Source organism: Sphingomonas tagetis (genome assembly GCF_024211275.1).
Lineage (GTDB): Bacteria > Pseudomonadota > Alphaproteobacteria > Sphingomonadales > Sphingomonadaceae > Sphingomonas > Sphingomonas tagetis.
The window spans coordinates 64533-83188 of sequence record NZ_JAMLDX010000005.1 but is presented as its reverse complement, the minus strand read 5'-3'; the positions used below and the strand labels follow the sequence as shown (position 1 = coordinate 83188).

General features: G+C 67.8%; 13 protein-coding genes. 6 read left to right on the top strand and 7 right to left on the bottom strand.

Features of this window, described 5'->3' with window-relative positions; all coding sequences use genetic code 11:
- The first annotated feature begins 14 nt into the window (after positions 1–14).
- The 4 genes from M9978_RS08495 (at position 15) to M9978_RS08480 (ending at position 3443) form a co-directional block, all read left to right on the top strand.
- Positions 15–497 (top strand): hemerythrin domain-containing protein, encoded by a 483-nt coding sequence (locus tag M9978_RS08495; protein ID WP_254292596.1) that lies wholly within the window; start codon positions 15–17, stop codon positions 495–497.
- A 9-nt stretch (positions 498–506) separates the two neighbouring features.
- Complete coding sequence (locus M9978_RS08490; protein WP_254292595.1) at positions 507–1883, top strand: UdgX family uracil-DNA binding protein; 1377 nt, start codon at positions 507–509, stop codon at positions 1881–1883.
- Positions 1884–1928: 45 nt separating this feature from the next.
- On the top strand, positions 1929–2243 hold the full coding sequence (locus tag M9978_RS08485; RefSeq protein WP_254292594.1) for a hypothetical protein: 315 nt from the start codon (positions 1929–1931) through the stop codon (positions 2241–2243).
- 330 nt (positions 2244–2573) lie between these two features.
- Complete coding sequence (locus tag M9978_RS08480) at positions 2574–3443, top strand: hypothetical protein (protein WP_254292593.1); 870 nt, start codon at positions 2574–2576, stop codon at positions 3441–3443.
- Between the two features lie 3 nt (positions 3444–3446).
- On the opposite strand, the gene M9978_RS08475 is transcribed toward M9978_RS08480, so the two are convergent.
- Positions 3447–3959: a YceD family protein gene (locus M9978_RS08475; protein ID WP_254292592.1), complete on the bottom strand. Its 513-nt coding sequence runs from the start codon at positions 3957–3959 to the stop codon at positions 3447–3449.
- Positions 3956–4474 (bottom strand): ubiquinol-cytochrome C chaperone family protein, encoded by a 519-nt coding sequence (locus tag M9978_RS08470; RefSeq protein ID WP_254292591.1) that lies wholly within the window; start codon positions 4472–4474, stop codon positions 3956–3958. The genes M9978_RS08475 and M9978_RS08470 overlap by 4 nt, the downstream gene beginning before the upstream one ends.
- Before the next feature lie 152 nt (positions 4475–4626).
- Between M9978_RS08470 and M9978_RS08465 the strand changes: the two genes are divergently transcribed.
- The gene (locus tag M9978_RS08465) at positions 4627–5097 is read left to right on the top strand and encodes an outer membrane protein assembly factor BamE (protein ID WP_254292590.1); all 471 of its coding nucleotides are present in this window, start codon (positions 4627–4629) and stop codon (positions 5095–5097) included.
- A gap of 144 nt (positions 5098–5241) precedes the next feature.
- Entirely contained in the window at positions 5242–5760 is a 519-nt protein-coding gene (locus M9978_RS08460; protein WP_254292589.1) for an RcnB family protein, read from the top strand.
- 220 nt (positions 5761–5980) lie between these two features.
- Here the strand turns inward: M9978_RS08460 and pbpC are convergent, their stop codons facing one another.
- The 5 genes from pbpC to M9978_RS08435 form a co-directional block, all read right to left on the bottom strand.
- Positions 5981–8140: a penicillin-binding protein 1C gene (pbpC, locus tag M9978_RS08455; RefSeq protein ID WP_254292588.1), complete on the bottom strand. Its 2160-nt coding sequence runs from the start codon at positions 8138–8140 to the stop codon at positions 5981–5983.
- Positions 8141–8186: 46 nt separating this feature from the next.
- Positions 8187–13964: an alpha-2-macroglobulin family protein gene (locus tag M9978_RS08450; protein ID WP_254292587.1), complete on the bottom strand. Its 5778-nt coding sequence runs from the start codon at positions 13962–13964 to the stop codon at positions 8187–8189.
- A gap of 136 nt (positions 13965–14100) precedes the next feature.
- Complete coding sequence (locus M9978_RS08445) at positions 14101–14787, bottom strand: RlmE family RNA methyltransferase (RefSeq protein WP_254292586.1); 687 nt, start codon at positions 14785–14787, stop codon at positions 14101–14103.
- A complete protein-coding gene (locus M9978_RS08440) occupies positions 14784–15845 on the bottom strand; it encodes a Ppx/GppA phosphatase family protein (protein WP_436977174.1) in 1062 nt (353 codons plus the stop codon). Before M9978_RS08440 ends, M9978_RS08445 begins: the two co-directional genes overlap by 4 nt.
- 552 nt (positions 15846–16397) lie before the next feature.
- Positions 16398–18644, bottom strand: coding sequence for a hypothetical protein (locus M9978_RS08435; protein WP_254292584.1), 2247 nt, complete (start codon positions 18642–18644; stop codon positions 16398–16400).
- Positions 18645–18656: the final 12 nt, after the last annotated feature.

The window sequence follows — 18656 nt, the reverse complement described above, 5'->3', positions numbered from 1 at the left end:
AAAAGGAGACTTTCATGGCCGACGACCGCATTTTCGAAGACCTCAAAGCCGATCACGACCGCCACCGCGACCTGTTCGCCCGTATTTCCGAAAGCGATCCCGACAGCGAAGAGCGCGCGCAGCTGTTCGAGGCGCTTCGCATCGAGCTTCAGGCGCATGCCGCGGCCGAAGAGGAATCGCTCTACGCCACGATGCTCGCCAAGCCGGACCTGCGCGACGAGGCGCGGCATTCGGTGTCGGAGCATAAGGAGATCGACGATTTTCTCGGCGAGCTGGTCGAGGCCGATCCCTCGAGCGATGCCTGGGCGAAGACGTTCAAGGACCTGCGCCACCGCTATCTCCACCATATCGACGAGGAAGAGGAAGAGATGTTCCCGGCCGCCTCGAAGGATCTCGACGACGAGACCAAGGCGCGGCTCGCCGCGGTGTTCGAGAAGCGCAAGCCGAAGGAGCTGGCGCGCGCCGAGGAAGAGCAGCCGGGCGACGCGCGCGAGTAACTGCTGCCGATGCGTGTCGTTACCCTTGCCGCCGAAGACGATTTCGAAGGCTGGCGCGACGCCGCGCGCGCGCTCGCCGCGGCGCAGGTGCCGGCGGATGACGTGGTGTGGCAAGTCGGCGACGCGCCCGCCGATTTGTTTGGCGACGAAGCGGTGCTCGGCGGCAGCGACGCCGCGTTGCGCGTCCCGCGCCGCTTCGTCGAGCTGGCGCGCGAGGTAGTGCTGCACAGCGATCCCGAACGCTTCGCCTTGCTCTACACGTTGCTCACCCGCATTGCCGCCGACCCCCATGTTGTCGATGACAGCGCCGACCCCTTGCTCCAGCGGCTCGAGCGCATGGCCAAGGGTGTGCGCCGCGACATCCACAAGATGCGCGCGTTCCTGCGGTTTCGCGAGGTCACCGACGATGCCGGCGCACGTTTCGTCGCGTGGTTCGAACCCGAACATCATATCGTCCGCGCCAATGCGCGCTTCTTCGTCGACCGCTTCAACTCGATGCGATGGTCGATCCTGACGCCCGAAATCTCGCTGCACTGGGATGGCGAAACGCTCAGCGAAGGCCCTGGCGCGAGCAAGACCGATGCGCCGCAGGATGACCCGACCGAGGCGGTGTGGAAGAGTTATTACGCCTCGATCTTCAACCCCGCGCGCTTGAAGACCGGCGCGATGCTCAAGGAAATGCCGCGCAAATACTGGAAAAACATGCCCGAAACCGCGTTGGTGCCTGAGCTGATCAAGGGCGCGCGCGCGCGGGAGACGGCGATGGTGAAGACGGCAAGAGCGGCGCCGGCGCGCAACAGCCTCGCGGCATGGGAAGCGTTGCGCGATGAGGCGGCGCATTGCACACGCTGCCATCTCTATCAGCACGCCACCCAGACCGTGTTCGGCGAAGGCCCGGTGGATGCGCCACTGATGCTGGTCGGCGAGCAGCCCGGCGATCAGGAGGATCTGGCGGGCCGCCCGTTCGTCGGCCCCGCGGGCCAGCTGCTCGACCGCGCGCTCGCTGAGGCCGGGATCGACCGCGGCACGGCGTACCTCACCAATGCGGTTAAGCATTTCAAGTTCGAGCCGCGCGGCAAGCGCCGCATCCACAGTAAGCCCGATGCCGGCGAAATCACCGCCTGCCGCTGGTGGATCGAGCAGGAGCTGCTGCTGGTTCGCCCGCAAGTCGTCGTTGCGCTCGGCGCCACGGCGGCGCGATCGCTGCTTGGCCGCACCGTCACCATTGCGCGCGAGCGCGGCCACGCGATTGCGCTCCCCGAGGGCGGCGAAGCGCGGATCACGGTGCATCCCAGCTTCCTGCTGCGCATCCCCGAGGAAGACCGCAAGGCGAAGGAATATGCGCGCTTCGTCGAGGACCTGCGCGCTGCCGCGGCCCGGCTTTGACTCCGCCGCTGATCGGGCGCAGGCTGCGCGCGGGGAAATACGCGCATGCCGAAACGGTTCGCATGGCTGGCGATCGGGGCGTTGATGCCGCTCGCCGCCTATGCACAGTCCAGCACGCCGGACGAGCAAGCCGAAGCGGCGCGCCGTGCGCAGATCGAAGCGGCCCGCCGCGCGGAGGCGGAAGAAGCCAAGGCGGCGAGTCGTGACGACGACAGCGACCGCCGCCGCGCTTATGAATGCGCCTATGCGCAAGCGCGCCAGCGGGCGGCACTCAAGGCGAGCAGCATCGCGCCCAAGGCCGGGACCCAGAAGCAGGAGGACACGCCCTGCGCCACATGCAAGCCGCCGGAATGCGAATGAGCGCACGCCGCCTCGCACTTGCCGCGCTGGCGTTGCTGGCGGTCAGCATGGCGCCGTCGTGCGCCGCAGCCGACACCGCCCCGCCCCAGACCATGGCGCCGCCACCGCCGGCACCGCCTCCGCCTCCGCCGCCACCACCTCCTCCTCCGCCGCCTCCCCCGCCCCCGGCAGCCATGGCCCCCGCGCCCTCGGCGCCCGCCTGCACGCCGCGACCCAGCGCGGCTGCCGGGACCGCCGTCGCGACACGGCCGCGCGCCGCGGCGGGCCAGCGCGACGACAGCGCCTGCGAGATCTGCCCGCCGCCATGCGACTGATTGCCACGATCCGCTGATGTCCGACGCCGATCCACCTGCGCTGGTCCAGCCGATCACTCGTGCGCTCGCCGAATTGCAGACCAGCATCGTCAGCGAGGGCGTGAGGGCGTTCGACGGCTGGCTCGAACGCTTCGTGATCTACACGCTGATCGCGCGGCTGAGCGGCCTGCCCGATCCCGATGCCGCGACTCCGATCTCGGTGCATGCGCTCGCCGGATCGCTCGGCCGGCCCTATGAAACCGTGCGGCGGCACGTCAACGCGCTGGCGGCGGACGGGCTGTGTGCGCGCGAGGACAATCGCATCCGGGCGATCCAGCCGGGGCTTCAGCGCCCGCATATCGAGCGGCTGGTGCGCGCGACGCACGACGCGTTCGTGCGCTTCGTCGAGCATCTTGCGCTGTCGGGCGAGCCGCTGCCCGACCGGCGGCCGGGTATTTACGATCCCGCCACCGGCGTGCAGGCGGCAGCCGACATCATGCTCGCCGTGACCCAGACCAATCGCGAAAAACATGCCGGCTGGCTCGATCTGGTGCTGTTCTCCACCGTCGCCGCGGGCAATTGCCGCGTCCAGCCCTTGGGTCCGGCGCCGAGCATGGCGATGCGGCCGGTCGGGGCGGCGGCGGTGGCGCGCACGATCGGCATCGGCCAGGCAACGGTCAACCGGCACCTCGCCGCGATGACCCGCACCGGCCAGCTGCGCCGGTCACGCGACGGCTATGTGCTCAACCGCGCCTGGCTCGACGACCCGGCGGCGCAGGCGGTCACCCAGCTCAGCCTGCAGAATGTCCGCCGCCTGCTCGGCACGGTCGCGGCGAAGGGGTTCCCGTTCGACGATCCGGCGAGCGCCTATCTTGGCGAGCGGCCGCCGCTGACGGCGATCGGCTGAGACTTAGGTCTTTTTAAGCTTGGCCAGCGCCGCGAACGGCCCGGTCTGCGCCTCGCTCAGCACGCCAGCCTCGCGCAGCGCCGCCTCCGCATTGGGGCTGCGCGGGAACGGATCGAGCGCGAGCGCGAGCGTCTCCGCCGCCGCTTCGCCGAGATCGATCGCGCCGCCGCTGTAGAACACGGTGTCGCACTCGTCCTCGCTCAGTTCGACCTCGTCGGCGCCCGCTTCGGGCTCGGGCAGGAAGCGGATGTCGAACGCTTCCTCGACCTTGGCCGGCACCGGCTCGCCGGTGACGCCGCATGCCTGCACCACCGCGCCCGACAGCGTGCCGCGCGCGATGACCCCGGTGGCGTCGCGCCGGATGGCGAAGTCCGCCGCCAGCCGGTCGATCGCCATCAGCCCGAAGCGCCGCGCCAGCGCCGCGCGCTCACCCGCATCGGCCTCGACCCGCACCTCTCGCTCGCCCGCGCCGATCGCATCGAGCCGGTGCGGGCGCGAAAACTCAGGCGTGATCACGCAAGCCGCCCCGCCAGCAGCGCATCCAGCTCGACCTCCGCCAACGCCGCGTGCAGCGCGCGCAGCCGGCCCGCACTATGCGCCAGTGCCGCCTCACCCGGATGTTCGCCACGATAGAGGTTGCGCAGCAGCGCGTCCTCGAAACTCGCCACACCCGCCAGCCCGTCGCGATAGGCGCCGAGCCGCCCGCCGACGAGCCCCATGATCTTGCCGACCCGCTTGCCGACGACGACGTCGCCGACGCCGAACTGGCGCAGCTGGCCGTCCATATCCTCGACAAAGCATTCGACCAGCCGCGCGGACGCCTCGGCCGCCGCCTGAGTCGGCTCGGCTTCCAGCCGCAGCATGACGATCGCCAGCACGCTCGCGATCGTGTCGAACCGCCCGTCGACGCTGTCGGGCACGGCGCCCGCGACATACCAGTCCGGCTCGCGCCCGGTTGCCACGACCGCCGCATAGAGCGCCGCGGCGGGGTTTTCCGCCTTGCGTCCGGCCAATCGCTGCCACAATCCCATCTTAACGCTCCATTTGCCCGCTTGCTCGACCCCGCTTGTTCAAGTGGGCGCGCGCGCATATTGAGGCGAATGGCGTGCGATGCAATGCGCGCCGCCCCCGAGTCCTTTCAGGGCGCGTCACTGGGGTCTGTGTCCGTTTCGGAGAGTGCCGAATGATTTCCGCCCGTTTCGTGTTCACCGCTGCCGCGGGCCTCGCCCTGCTGGGCGCGGGCGCCTGCGCGCCGCTGCGCAGCTATCAGGGCTATGTCGTCGATGCGGACCTGGTGAACTCGGTTCAGGTCGGCGTCGACAATCGCCAGTCGGTGCTGGCGACGCTCGGCAAACCGACGCTGACCAGCCAGTTCAACGAGGGCGAGTGGTATTATATCGGCCGCGACAGCCGCAATTATGCCTTCAACGACCCCAAGGCGAAGGCGCAGACCGCGCTGCGTATCCGCTTCGACGCGCAGGGCACGGTGAGCGAAGTGACCCGTACCGGCGTGGAGCAGGTCGCGTCGATCAACCCGTCGGACAAGAAGACCCCGACGCTGGGCCGCGAGCGCGGCTTCTTCGAGGATCTGTTCGGCAATATCGGCACGGTCGGCGCGCCGGGCGCGGGCGGACCGGGACCCGACGGGCCGTAAAAATTCGTTCCGGATTCGTCACGAACTCGGAACTCTTGGCTTTCATTTCGCTTACAGCCTCATTCCCCGGGCGTTCAGTCGCCGGGGGATAGAGGATGTTTGACGCCGGGCGATCTCCCCGGTGCGACTCGAAGGAGGAGCAAGATGAAGAAGAAACTCATGCTGACCGCGCTGATGGCCGCCGTGGCGATGCCCGCGATGGCGCCGGCTGCGATCGCCCAGACGACCCGCGAGGTCCGCCGCGACCGTGAGGACCTGCGCGAGGAGCAGCGCGAACTGCGCCGTGCCGAACGCTATGGCAGCGCGCGTGACGTGCGCCGCGAGCGCGAGGACGTGCGCGATGCCCGCCGCGACCTGCGCGATTCGGTTCAGGACCGCAACCGCCGCTGGGGCAATGAAGACTGGCGCGGCTGGCGCGACCGCAACCGCGGCACCTATGCCCGCGGCAGCTGGCGCGCGCCGTTCCGCTATAACGGCTTCCGTTCGGGCGTGCGCATCGCGCCGCAATATTTCGGCAGCCGCTATTACATCAACGATCCGTGGCGCTACCGCCTGCCGCCGACCGGCTACAACCAGCGCTGGGTGCGTCACTATGACGACGTGCTGCTGGTCGATGTCCGCCGCGGCATCGTGATCCGGGTGATCCGCAACTTCTTCTGGTAACCCGAAAAGAAGGCCGCGCCGGCGGATAAGCTGCCGGCGCGGCCAATACGAAGCCGGTCCCGAAAGGGATTAGGACCGAACACCGCAACGCACATGATTAACTTTGGTTCTATCACGTGTCCGTTGCGGCTGGCGCCGGGCGCATTTGCTGCCGACCTGTGACTCTGTGGCAACTTCTGGTGAGCCGCGGGCTGGCGGTGCGCGCCCGGCGTCTTTCCGTTCATCTGACCGTGAACAGGATTTGATCCACGACTCGTCCGCCCGGCGCGATCAGCCGCAGCTTATGCTGCCCGGGTCCGGCCAGCACCATCGGCCGCGAATCGGCAGCACCGAGATCACGCCCGTCGAGCAGCAGCCGGTGGCCCGTGACCTCGCCCGACACCGAAATCGCCATGCGCTGCCGCTCGACCGGGATATCGGGATCGAGCGCATAGACGCTGCCCGACACCGGGCTGACGATCTTCGCCCGGCGTGACAGGGCAGGCGCGGCGGCGATGCGGGTCATGCCCGTGCCGGCGAGGAAATATTCGCGGCGTGGCTGTTCGATGCCGTTCTCGAAGCTGATCGTCCGCGCCTCGATACCGCGCGGCATCGGCAGCGCTCGCCCCGGCTGCCCGGCATGAAGCGCCATCATCACGTCGCGCCACACCGGCGCCGCGCCGCTGGTGCCCGACACCGCGCGCATCGGATCGCCCTCGAGATTCCCGACCCATACGCCGACGGTGTAGCGATCGCTGAACCCCACGCACCAATTGTCGCGCATCGCCTTCGAGGTGCCGGTCTTGACCGCTGCCCAAAAGGGCAGCCGCAGCGCCGATTCCATCCCGAACGTACCTGCCCGCGCATTGGCATCGGCGAGCATGTCGGCGACCAGCCACGCGGCCTGCGGCGTGGTCGTGGTGCGCGACGGCGGCGCCTTTTCGCCCTTGCGAACGTGCAGCGCGCGCCAGAGCCCGCCGAGCGCGAGGCTGCGATACGCCGCGACCTGTTCGACCAGCGTCACTTCGGCCGAACCGAGCGCAAGGCTGTAGCCATAATATTCGCCGCTTTCGGTCAGCCCGCGATAGCCGGTATCCCACAGCCGGTCGCGGAACGGCTCGACCCCGGTCAAAAGCAAGGTGCGCACCGCCGGCACGTTGAGCGACCCCGCCAGCGCCGCGCGCGCGCTCACCGGACCCTTGAACGCGCGGTCGTAATTTTGCGGCACGTACAGGCCCGACGCGGTGTCGAGCTGGACCGGCGAATCGTCGAGGATCGAGGCCGGGGTGAGGTATCCCTTCTCGATCGCCTGCGCGTAGAGAAAGGGCTTCAGCGTCGATCCCGCCTGGCGATAGCTCGACGCGCCATCGACCGACGGCGCCGTCGATGCCCCGCCGATCCCGCCGACCCAGGCGAGGATTTCGCCGGTGGCATTGTCCGCCACCACCACCGCCCCGTCGCGTGCGCGCGTTCCGCCCAGCCCGATCAATTGCCGCCGCAGCGCGCGGCTCGCGAGCCGCTGGATGCGCAGGTCGATCGTCGTCGCAACCCTGACGCCCGGCTCGGTCAGCAGCTTGTTCGACAGATGCGGCGCCAGCCCCGGATCGAGCGCCAGGCTGCGAGCCGGACCCAGCATCGACGCCACCGCGCCGGGGAAACGCGCGCAATCGGCTTCTTTCGACAAGGCGCAGGCCCGCCGCGCCACCTCTCCCGCGCTTGCGCCGGGATTGGGCAACAACGCAGCGAGCAACAGTCCGTCGTCGCGCGTCAGCGCATCGGGCGTCTTGCCGAACAGCCCGAGCGCCGCCGCGCCGATCCCCTGTGCCTCACCGCGAAACCCGGCGAGGTTGAGATAAGCTTCGAGAATCTGGTCCTTCGACCACGCTCGCTCGAGCTCCGCGCCGGCGCGCATCTGGCGCAATTTGTCGAGCCAGCTGCGCGATCCCGGCGCGGCGAGATCGGGCGCGAGATAGGCCGCGACCTGCATCGACAGCGTCGAAGCCCCCCGCGCGCGCTTGCCCTCGATCCGGTCGCGAATCGACCCGGCGACCGACCACCAGTCGATCCCGTCATGGTCGCGAAACCGCCGGTCCTCCGCCGCGACCAGCACCCCCACGGCATCGGGCGCGACCTTGTCCAGCGGCGTCCATGCCAGCCGCCGCGCCGCGAAATCGACTCGCGAGCTGTCGAGCAGCCGCCCGTCGCGGTCGTACAGCCACGCCTCGGAGGGCTTCCACGCCGCCATGGTCGCGCGGTGCGACGGCAAGGGCGGCGGCAGCGTGGCGTAGCTGGAAACGGCGTAGAGCGCGCCGATCCCCAGCACCGCCGCGATGACGATGCGCGGGCCGCTCCACCAGGCGCGATGGGTGGTTGCTTCGAAGCGCGTCCATGCATTCCGCATATGACCGACGGCGTTACGCAGCACACTCCACAAGCGTTCGCTCACCTCACCGCTGCGCCACCACCATCGCCGCGTTCGGCACTGCCGCGCGGATCTCGGGCGAGTACATCGCCTCGACCCTCGATGGCGGCAGCTGCAACCGGCCCGCCGCGTTGAGCCGCATCGTATAGCTCACGCTGTGCGTCCCGCGCGGGAGCCAAGCGAAATAGCCGCGCCAGGCATCGCGCCCGCGCTCGACATAGCTCGCGCCGCCGCTGCCCGAGCCCTCGGCCAGCATCTCCGACTGTCCGCCGAGCGAGCCGATCACCGTCGCGCCCGCCGGGACCGGATCGTTGATCACCACCCAGCTGCGGTCGGCGGTCGCCACCACGGTCAGCGTCACGCGGATCACATCGCCGCGCGTCAGCACGCCCTGCGTCTTGGCCTGCACGACCTCGGTCTTCCTGGTCAGCGTGTAGCCGGCGCTGAGCGGTTGCGTGAGCGGCACCGCGGCGCGCACCTGCACCATCGCCCACGGCCCGGCGCCACCGGACTGGCTCAGCGTCAGCGGCGCCTGCGCCCTGGGCAGCGCGAACACGAACGACCGCTCCGGATCGGGCAGCGGCCAGCTGCGCGTCACGCTCTGCCCGCCCCGCGAAGCGGTGGTGATCCCCGCCACCGCCGTCGCCGGATAAAGCGACTGGAACCGCCGCGCCGCGACCACGCCCCAGGCATTCGCCGTGGTCGTGTCCCAATGCCCGCGCTGCTGGCGAAGTGCCGCGCCGACCATCATCTTCGGACCCTCGCCCGCGAACGAGGGCCGGCCGAGCGTCGCCGCCAGCGCCTTCATCACCGCCTCATCGCCCGACGCCATCAGCCACCATGGCGAATTGGCGCTGTCGGACAGGTCGATCCGCGTGCCCTCATAGACGAGCCGCTTCTTCAACTCGCCCTCCGCCGCCGCGCGTAGCTGCGCACCATTGGCGAGTCCCGCGACCTTGCCCAATGCCGCGATATAATCGGCAAGCGACGAGGTCGGCATATCCTGCGGTGTGATCCCGAGCTGACCGAGCATGGCGGCACTCGCCGCGCCTTGCCGGGCCAGCGCCGCGAAGGCTGCGACTTTCTGCAAGCGGACATCGCCATATTCGTCGTGCCGCAGCCGCCCGTCGAGCACCGCTTTCAGCGCCTCGATCATGCGTCCGCGCGGCCCGTCCGGCACCGGCAGTCCCGCTTCCGCCGTGATCGACAGGATGTAGCTGGTCAGCGCCTCCGACCCGCGCAGATTGTCCGACGGGAAATACTTCAGCAGCCCATCGCTATCCAGATAGACCGGCATCTCGCCCGCCAGGCGGTTCCACGCCCCGGTATCGCCCAGCGCGACCGCCTTCGACGTGCGCTGCTCGAAACAGCCATAGGGATAGGCCGACATATAGTCGCGCACGCCCTGCAACGGCGGGGACAGCGTGTCGGTCAGCTGCACGGTGACGTTGCCTAGGCCCGGCAGCGCCCCCGCCGGCGGCGCGATCGTCACCGGCCCGCCCTCGCCGACGCGCACCAGCGACGCCGCCCAGGTTTCGACCGGCACCGCCGGCGCGATTTCCTGGCTCACGGTGATCGCGTCCGCCGCCTTGCCGCTCGCGTCCTTCGCCGTCACCTTCCACTGGAGCTTGTCGAAGCCCTGCGGCGCGGTCAGGTTCCACGCGATCGGCACCGCGCCGCCGGCCGGGATCTCGACCGTCAGGTCCCGCCCTTCGGCGACCTTGGGCGACAATTCGACGCTCGCGGTCACCTTCATCGGCTTGTTCGAGCCGTTGCGCAGCGTGAAGCCCGCCGAGAAGAAATCGCCGTCACGCACCAAGGGCGGAATGCCCGCGAAGATGCTCAGATCCTGCGCGCTGCGAATGTTCGTCTCGCCCGTCCCGAACGCCTGCCCCTTGCCGTCCAATGCGATCGCGACCAGCTTGAACGAGGTCAGCGCGTCGCTCAGCGGCACGTCGACGCTCGCCTGTCCCTGCGCGTCCAGCGGCACCTTGCCCTTCCACAGCAACACCGGCTGGAAGTTCTCGCGGTTGAGCGCCGACAGGTCGCCGCCACCGCCGCCGCCGGCCTCGACCGCCTTGCGCCCATAATGCCGCTTGCCGACCACCTGCGTCTGCGCGGTCGCGGTGACCACCGAGATCGGCCGGTCGCCCATCATCGCCGTCAGCACATCCCAGCTTTCGTTGGGCGCGAGCTGCAACAGCGCCTCGTCCACAGCGACGAACGCCACGTCCGCGCTCGGCGCCGCGCTGCCGTCCGGATTCTTGACCTGCAAGGCGACCTTGGCCGTTTCGCGCGCGGCATAGCGTTCGCGGTCGGCCTTGACGCTCACGGCCATGCGGTGGCCTTCCCAGCCCACTTTCACCTTGGCGATACCCAGCCGGAAGCTCGGCTTGGCGAGATCGACCGTCGCGGTCGGCGATGCGCCCTCGCGCGAGAAGAAGGGCAGCCCCCATTTGCGCGCGAGGTCGGCCCACCACAATTTCCACCCGCCGATGCGCCCGCGCACCGCCATCACCGAGACATAGACGTCGGGCGCGTACACGCCCTTCAGCGGCACCTCGACCACCGGATTGTCGCCCGACAGCGTCGTGACGAAGCTCGACAGCACGCCCTCGCGCTCGACCGTCACCAGCGCGGTCGCCTCGCGGAACGGCATGCGCACCTGGAAGCGCGCGGTGTCGGTCGAGGCGTAATCCTGTTTCTCGGGTACCACGTCCATGCGGTCGCCATTGTCGCCGCCGAACCACCAGTCGTCCTCGCCCGCCAGCCACACCGAGGTCTGCGCGTAAGCCGTGTTGCCCTGCGCATCGGCGGTGCTGGCCACGGCATAGACCTCGCCCGACGCGCCCGGATCGACCTGGCACTGCGCCAGGCCCAGTTCGTCGGTGGTCGCCGAGCAACTCGCGGACAGCTTGGTCGTCCGCATGTTGTTCTCATAGGCATAGAAGCCGCCGATCAGCCGCCGCCGCGCGGTCAATATCTCGCGGCTGTACACCGCGACGTTGATCCGCTGCCCCTTGATCGGCTTGCCCGCGGTATCGAGCGCGACGAAGCGGAGGCGCATATCGTCCTCCTTCATCAGCCAGCCATCGGTCTTGATGCCGAGCTGCACGCCCGAGCCGTAAAGCGAGATTCGTCGCGACGCGGTCAGGATCTCGCCATTGGCATCCTGATAGTCCATCTCGACGCGCATCGAATTGTTGCCGGTCAGCGTCTGCGGCACGTCCACGCTGGTCCGCGCGGTGCCGTCCGCGCCGAGCGTCACCGGGAGCGTCTGCATCGGTGGCAGCGCGACATTCTCCTCGCCGCCATCGCCGTTCATCGGCTTGGTGCCCTCTGCCATCGGCGCGCCGGTGAAGGTATAGCCGTCATAGCCCGACGGGCGCGGGATCGCCTCATAATAGCCGATGCGCAGCTCGACCGGCAGGTTCGACGCCCCGCCGCCTGACAGATAACCCGCGAACAGGTCGAGCGGCAGCGTCTTCGGCTTGACCGCCGCTTCCTTCGGCCCGCTCACCGACGCCTTCATCGTCGGCAGCTTGTATTCGTCGACCTTGATCGACTGGTTGGTGTAAATCGTGTCTTCTTCGATCGACTGCGGCTCTCCGGGGCGTGCTGGGGCAGCCGGCCGCACGATCAACAGGTCATAATCACCCATCGGCGCGCCTTGCGGAACGTCCCATCGGGTCTCGCCGATCCCGCTGCCGTCGATGCTGAGCGGCAGCTCGAACTTCGTGTCCGATCCGCGATGCGTCAGCCGCAGCGTGCCGCTGAATCCCGCCGGCGTCACGAAGCCCTGCGCTACCGGGCGGCGCAGCACATGCTTCATGTTGACGCTCTCGCCCTGCCGCACCAGCGCACGGTCGAAGATGGTATGGACGATCTCGCCCGCCGCCTCATAGCCATAGCGCAGGTCGAAATCATAAGGCCTTATGCCCTCGCCCCACGCGGTCAGCGTAAAGCTCATATCGTCGCCCTTGCGCGCCGAGATCATCAGCACATGGTCGGTCGAATCCGCGTCGCAGCTGCCCCAGCTTTGCGGTTGCGGAATCCCCGCATTCACCGCCAGCCGCCCGGAGGAATCGGTCGTGCCCGTCGCCAGCGCCTGCCCGGTGCAGCTGTCGGTCACCTTGACCGCCGCGCCGCCGACCGGCTTGCCGCTGTCGAGCGAGGTCACCCAGGCGAGCGAGCCTTCGCGTCCCCATTTGAAATGCACCGCCATGTTGGTGACCAGCGCGCCCGCCGCGACATAACGCGGCGCATCGCGCCCGAGCAGCGCGCGGCCAAGCTGCGGCGAGGCCAGCTCGACGACATAGAATCCCGGTTTCCTGAGCGGAATGCCGACGACCTCGAAATCCTTGCCCTTGCCGGGCAGGCCAATGCTGAGCGGCGCGCCCAGCCTGGGCGTCAGGATCGGCTTGGCGCCGGTCTGGTTGATCCGGATCGTCTCTTCGCCGCGCTTGACCTCGTCGACCTCATAATCGTCGGCCTTTTCGATCGTGCGCAGCCACTTGGCGATCACGCCATCGGACGCATCGACGCGCATGTGCTGCCCCGCGACGGCCAGATTCTTGCCCTGCAACGCCGGTTCGACGTTGCGCACGGTGACCGGCAGGATGCCACCCTCATTCGCCTCGACGATGCCGAAGCTCGCGGCGAATTTGACCAGCGGCGGCGCCTCGTCGAAGCGCACCTCCAGCGGGAAGCGTTCGGCGTTCGCCAGCACGCGCCCGCTCTCGTCCTTGATCCCCGCCGGCAGCACCAGCCTGGCGGTCGTCGAGGCCGGTAGCGGCGACGCGAACTTCAAATCGCTCACCGTATTGGCGCGCTTGTCGTCGTCGGTGAGCTCGGGCGTCAGCTTCTTGCCGTCGGGCAGTTCGATGCGGACTTGCTCGGCCAGTTCCTTGGGAATCCGCGCGGTGAAGCGCACCCACGCCTCCTGCACCGGCGAGCAGCCCGCCTGCGGATTGACGCGCGAGCATTCGAAGCGCGCGGTGAACGGCTTGCGCACGGTGAAGTCGAAACGCTGGTCGGCGCCCGCGGTCTTGCCGCCTGCGCCCGCCACCGACGCCCCCCACACCAGCGCGACGTCGCGCCCCGGCGGCAAGGGCCGGCCGCACTTCACCGCGACGACGCCGGCCAGCGCCTTCGCCCGGTCCTCGGCCTTTGCCGGCAGGGTCTGCGCGATCCCCGAATCATCGAGGAAGTTCCGAACCTCCCAGCGCTCGGGATCGAGGTCTTGGATCAGCTTGCCGGGCACATCGGCGCCCAGCACTTCGACCGGAATCTTCTCGCCCAGCCCCTCGACCGCGCAATAGGCGCCCGAGGCGATCGATTCGCGTGTCGCCGGCATGTTGGTGCCGACCAAGAACACCTGATCCTCTTCGATCTCGCCGCCATAGCGCGAGGGCAACAGCCCCTTCACCACCGGGCCACCCGCATCGACCTTGAACGTCCGCGTGCCCGTCACTTCATAGCCGCTGAGGCTCTTGAGCTTCTCGTTCAGCGTCAGCTCGCACACCGTCCCGCCCGGCAGTGGCGACGCGAATTCATGGACGAAGGTCTGCTGATCGACCCAGCGCCCCTCGCCGCCGATCGCGCACGTCACCTTGACCGGCGCGGCGGCGCGTGGATCGCCCAGCGGCACCATCGGCTGGTTGAACCGGATCGTGAAGCGCTCGATCGCGCCATCGCCGATGCCGGGGGTCGCGAGCACCACCTGCGGCGAGGCATCGGCCCACACCGCGATCGGCGCGAGCGCCAGAGCGACGAGTGCGGCGGCGCGTGCGAGGTGCTTCAAATGACCCTCCCCCCGATGCAGGATGGGCGGAAGCGTAACGAGGCGCGCGGCCAAGTCCAGTGTCAGGATTCGAACGGCGTAGCTGCCGTCATTGGGACATTCGCGGCAGCCGGAGCACGCGGCTGCGCGTCGTGCTTCAGTCCTCCGCCTCGCCCTCCTCGGGCCGCCCCTTGAACCCCTGCGCCACAACGAACCATTCGACCGATCCCTTGCGGCTCGACGGCGGCTTGGCGTGCTTCACGCTCGTGAAGGCGCGCTTCATCTCGGCGACGAACTTGCCGTCGCCGCCGCTCGCGAACACCTTGCTGACGAAGGTGCCGCCGGGCGCAAGATTCTGCACGGCGAAGTCGAATGCCGCTTCGACCAGCCCCATCGTGCGCAGCGCGTCTGTCTGCGGATGCCCCACCGTGTTCGCGGCCATGTCCGACATGACGAGATCGGGGGCGCCGCCCAGCGCCTCGATCAGCCGCTCCGGCGCGGCATCGTCCATGAAGTCCATCTGGAAGATCGTCACGCCCTCGATCGGATCGACCGGCAGCAGGTCGATGCCGACCACCGCCGCCTTGGGGCATTGGCGCCTCACCACCTGGCTCCACCCGCCCGGCGCGAGGCCCAGATCTACGACGCGCTTGCTGCCCTTGAGCATGTCGAACTTCTCGTCCAGCTCGATCAGCTTGTAGGCGGCGCGGCTGCGATAGCCCTCCGCCTTGGCCTTTTTGACATAGGGGTCGTTGAGCTGGCGTTCGAGCCAGCGCACCGATTGCGCGGTACGCCCGCGCGCCGTGCGGACGCGAGTCGTTCCCCGCGCACCACCCCGGCTCATTTGAGGCTGCCCCGCATCAGGTGCCGCAAAATGCCCTCGCGAATGCCGCGGTCGGCGATGCCGAGCCGTTCGGCCGGCCAGATTTCCATGATCGTCTCCAGAATCGCGCAGCCCGCCACCACCAGATCGGCGCGCTCCGCCCCGATACACGGCACCGCCGAGCGGCCGGCCATATCGAGCCCGGCGATGCGCTGGCTGACGGCGCGCATCGACGCGGTCGGCACGATCAGGCCATCGACAGCGGAACGGTCATAGGAAGGCAGCCCGAGATGCACGCTGGCGAGCGTCGTCACCGTCCCGCTGGTGCCGAGCAGCCGCGGCGTGCCGGTGATCGCGGGAAGCCGCGCGACGAACGGCGCGAACGCCTCCGCCACGCTCTCGCGCATGCGTGCATAGGCAGCCGTGCGCGTCGGTTCGTCCTGATCGCCGGTCACCCCGCGCGCCTCGGTCAGCGACACCACGCCCCAGGGCGCGCTGTGCCAGTCGAGGATGCGTGGCTGCTCGGCCGAATTGTCGACCAGCACCAGCTCGGTCGAGCCGCCGCCAATATCGAACACCAAAGCCGGGCCGTCGCCCGGCTCGAGCAGCGCATGGCAGCCCAGCACCGCCAGGCGCGCCTCTTCCTCTGCGGTGATGATGTCGAGCACGATGCCGGTCTCGGCATAGACGCGACGGATGAATTCCGGGCCGTTGGCGGCCTGACGGCACGCCTCGGTCGCGACCGAGCGCGACAGCGCGACATGGCGACGCCTGAGCTTGTCCGCGCAGATGCGCAACGCCGCGATGGTGCGCTCGATCGCCGCGTCGGACAGCCGCCCGCTCGACGCCAGCCCCTCACCCAGCCGGACGATCCGCGAAAAGGCGTCGACCACGGTGAACCCGCCGCCCTGCGGCCGGGCGATCAGCAGGCGGCAATTGTTGGTGCCGAGATCCAGCGCGGCATAGTGCCGCGCTTCGGGCCAGCGTGCCCGCCCATGCGGGGCGGAAGCTGGATTAGGGGCCGGGCGGGCCGGTTTCGATTCCGGCGGGCGCGGCATCCTGGCGGAGCCATCCCCCATCAACCACTCACTTATGTTCTTCCGTCACGGCCGGAATAGGCCGCCGGTGCTTAAGGCAAGGCTAGCGCATGCATGGGATGGGGGCAAGGAGCGCCCCTGTGAGCCAGCTTCGCTGGATGGCGGCACCGGCCCGCTCCCCCACCCGGCCACCCAACGCCAGTGTATTCTAAGGGTGGCCGGGTGGGGGAGCGGGCGGAGCAGCTAGGCTCCGGCGATCGAAGATCGCTGGAAGCTGCGGAGGGCGGTGCCGCAACCGGTTCAGCTCTGCTGAACCGCACAAAGACCCCTCAGGATTCCCCTTGACCCTCTGCGGCGGCTTCCCTATCTGCGCCCGCCTGACTTCGGTCGGATGATGCCCTGTCGTCTAATGGTAAGTTTTTCGACGGCTTGGGTATTTCAAGCACTTAACTTGCAGAACCTGTGCGACATTGCATCGATAGCCCTGCAATGTCGCAGCGGCATATTTCCTAAAAGCTACGGTGGGTTGCCTTAAGCGGGGCCTCCTGCAATGGCCTCAATCGAACATTTGTCGGAATGCTCCGATACGGAAGCTCACAGCCCCATCGCCTCCAGCAGCGCGTCATACTTGGGCGCGTCCTCACGATCCTGGAAGAAATATTCCTGCTGGCCATAGCCGCCAAAGTCGGTGATCCGCATCACATCGCGATAGCCGTTGAACAGGTCGCCCGCCGTCGATTCCCATGCATCGAACAGCGCTTCCATCACGTCCTTCATCTCTGGGTCGCGGTTGACCAGTTTCTGCAAAGCCGCCGACGATCCGGTCATCTTTTCGATAAAGCCTTCGTAGGCGATAAAGCGCTTGCCGAGGGCGTTCGCCAGCGCCTTCATCAGGGCGATGTCGGTCATCACGGTATCGAGGCTGACGCTGTTCCCGGTCAGGTAACGGGTAAGGACGACAGCCGGATCGCTGGTTGCGGTCGGGTCGTTATTGGCGTTGAAGCCGATATAGGCGGCGCAGGCGTAGGCGTCGGTCACAGCATCTACGCCATAGTTGCTCGCGACGTAGGTGAAGTTTCCGGGCAGGCGCTGAACGCCGCAGACAGTGACCAGCTGGGCGCGATTGCCGTTGGCGACGAAGCGGGCAATCACGCGGGTCATCACTTCCGCGTGGCGCTGCGAATACCGGGCAAGCACATAGTCATGGTTGCTTTCCGGCGTGCCGCCACCCGGCGCGGTCACGCTCAACGCGATGCCCTCATCCTTCACCATGGTCCAATTGGCGGTGAAGCCGCTGTTCCAGATTTCGTTCGCCAGCTCGATATAGACCTTGCGGCCGGTCGGAACGCTGTCGGCAAGCAAATCGGCAAAGGCGTCGATATAGTCGTTGGTCGCTTTCCACGGGACATGGAACCACGCATCCTTGCCACACGCCTGCCATAGCTCGATCATGCGGGTAAGCGGCATGGCGCCGTTCGTCAGTCGCCAGTCGGTCCCGGTCATGCGATCCGGCCAGTCCACAACGGTCAGATTATTGCCGTTGGTGTTTTGCCAGTTCAGGAACCGGATGCACTCATAGATCGAGCAATCCTCCTCAAACTGCTCGGTGAAAAACCCGCTCTCCAGCGCATTGCCGCTGCCGTCGATCGGATAGGTCTCCCATTCGGTAGCCCCGCCTAGGTCGGTGATCGTCAAGGTCAAATATGCGCTGTCGTCGCTCGCGGCGGGGTCAGCAAAGGTGTGATCATAGTCGATCCACTTCCAGCCACCACCGCTGCCGGTCGATTGGTTCTGCCCGACGCCGCTCTCGATGCTGAACGCGGCGGAGGCGCTGTTCGCGCGGATACGGGTGCGGGTGCCGCTCGGCCCCATGAACGGGATAAGGTGCCGCCAATTGCCGGTCGGCGGCATCTGGAGCGGCATGTAATTAGGACCGATGTAGGTGGGATGATCCACGCCATTATAGACATCGTTGGTAACATCATCCTGCCACGCGCCATAGAGCATCCCGTTGCGGACCTGATAGCCGTTGCCGCCCACTTCGGGGTAGCTCAGGTTCATGCCGTAGGAGGCAGCGACGGGGACATAGACACTTGTGTCCGCCGTCACGCCCGTGTCGTTCTTCTGGCGCAGATTTATGGTAGGCGATGTGCCGTTAAGGCCAGTGTCGAGCGCCGGAATGGTGATCGTCGCAACGCCAGCCTCCGGGTTCGCCTCATTCGTCGCGTCCGCCCATGCGCCAGCACCGTTGAGGCGGTACTCGTAGCTGTCAGGCGCGCCGGTATAGGTGATATCGACGCTCACGGTGCGGTTGACGTTGAAGGTCGCATCCGTGATCGCCAGCGGCGTGTCGAGCTGGCCGATTTCCAGATCGACTACCGACGCCCCAGCTATCAAGCCCGCCTCAGTGCTGTTGCCGATCACCAATGCCCCAACGGTGATCGTCGCCGACACACCGTTGACCACTGCGGTGAAGCGATTGGATGTGGGCGAAAGCCGCTCGATTTGAAATTCGCGCAGCATCGTGCCGTTAATTTCACCGCTGATGCTGGTGTAACCGATCAGATTGGTTTCGTTCCCGCCATTGCGATAGACAACAGTAAAGCCGCCGTCCCCATTGGGCGCGTTCAGGAAAATGGTGTTGTCGCTATCGACGTTGTTGACGCCGATCTTTTGGGCGTTGCCCCTCGCCTGCACATAATGCGCCAGCCCGCCCGTATCGTAGATGTCCGGGGCCGTGGGCGAGGCGTTCTGATAGGGATCAGGCGGATCGGCCGGCAGCAGCACGATCGGGGCGGCGCCCGCTGCCGCCAGCGCCGCCACCGACGTGGCCGCCCACATACGAGCCCGCCC

Excerpts from the sequence above, each read along its gene's own strand:
- M9978_RS08495 (WP_254292596.1), top strand. The coding sequence starts at position 15 with ATGGCCGACGACCGCATTTTCGAAGACCTCAAAGCCGATCACGACCGC.
- M9978_RS08490 (WP_254292595.1), top strand. The coding sequence starts at position 507 with ATGCGTGTCGTTACCCTTGCCGCCGAAGACGATTTCGAAGGCTGGCGC.
- M9978_RS08485 (WP_254292594.1), top strand. The coding sequence starts at position 1,929 with ATGCCGAAACGGTTCGCATGGCTGGCGATCGGGGCGTTGATGCCGCTC.
- M9978_RS08480 (WP_254292593.1), top strand. The coding sequence starts at position 2,574 with ATGTCCGACGCCGATCCACCTGCGCTGGTCCAGCCGATCACTCGTGCG.
- M9978_RS08470 (WP_254292591.1), bottom strand. The coding sequence starts at position 4,474 with ATGGGATTGTGGCAGCGATTGGCCGGACGCAAGGCGGAAAACCCCGCC.
- M9978_RS08465 (WP_254292590.1), top strand. The coding sequence starts at position 4,627 with ATGATTTCCGCCCGTTTCGTGTTCACCGCTGCCGCGGGCCTCGCCCTG.
- M9978_RS08460 (WP_254292589.1), top strand. The coding sequence starts at position 5,242 with ATGAAGAAGAAACTCATGCTGACCGCGCTGATGGCCGCCGTGGCGATG.
- pbpC (WP_254292588.1), bottom strand. The coding sequence starts at position 8,140 with ATGCGGAATGCATGGACGCGCTTCGAAGCAACCACCCATCGCGCCTGG.
- M9978_RS08445 (WP_254292586.1), bottom strand. The coding sequence starts at position 14,787 with ATGAGCCGGGGTGGTGCGCGGGGAACGACTCGCGTCCGCACGGCGCGC.
- M9978_RS08440 (WP_436977174.1), bottom strand. The coding sequence starts at position 15,845 with ATGGGGGATGGCTCCGCCAGGATGCCGCGCCCGCCGGAATCGAAACCG.
- M9978_RS08435 (WP_254292584.1), bottom strand. The coding sequence starts at position 18,644 with ATGTGGGCGGCCACGTCGGTGGCGGCGCTGGCGGCAGCGGGCGCCGCC.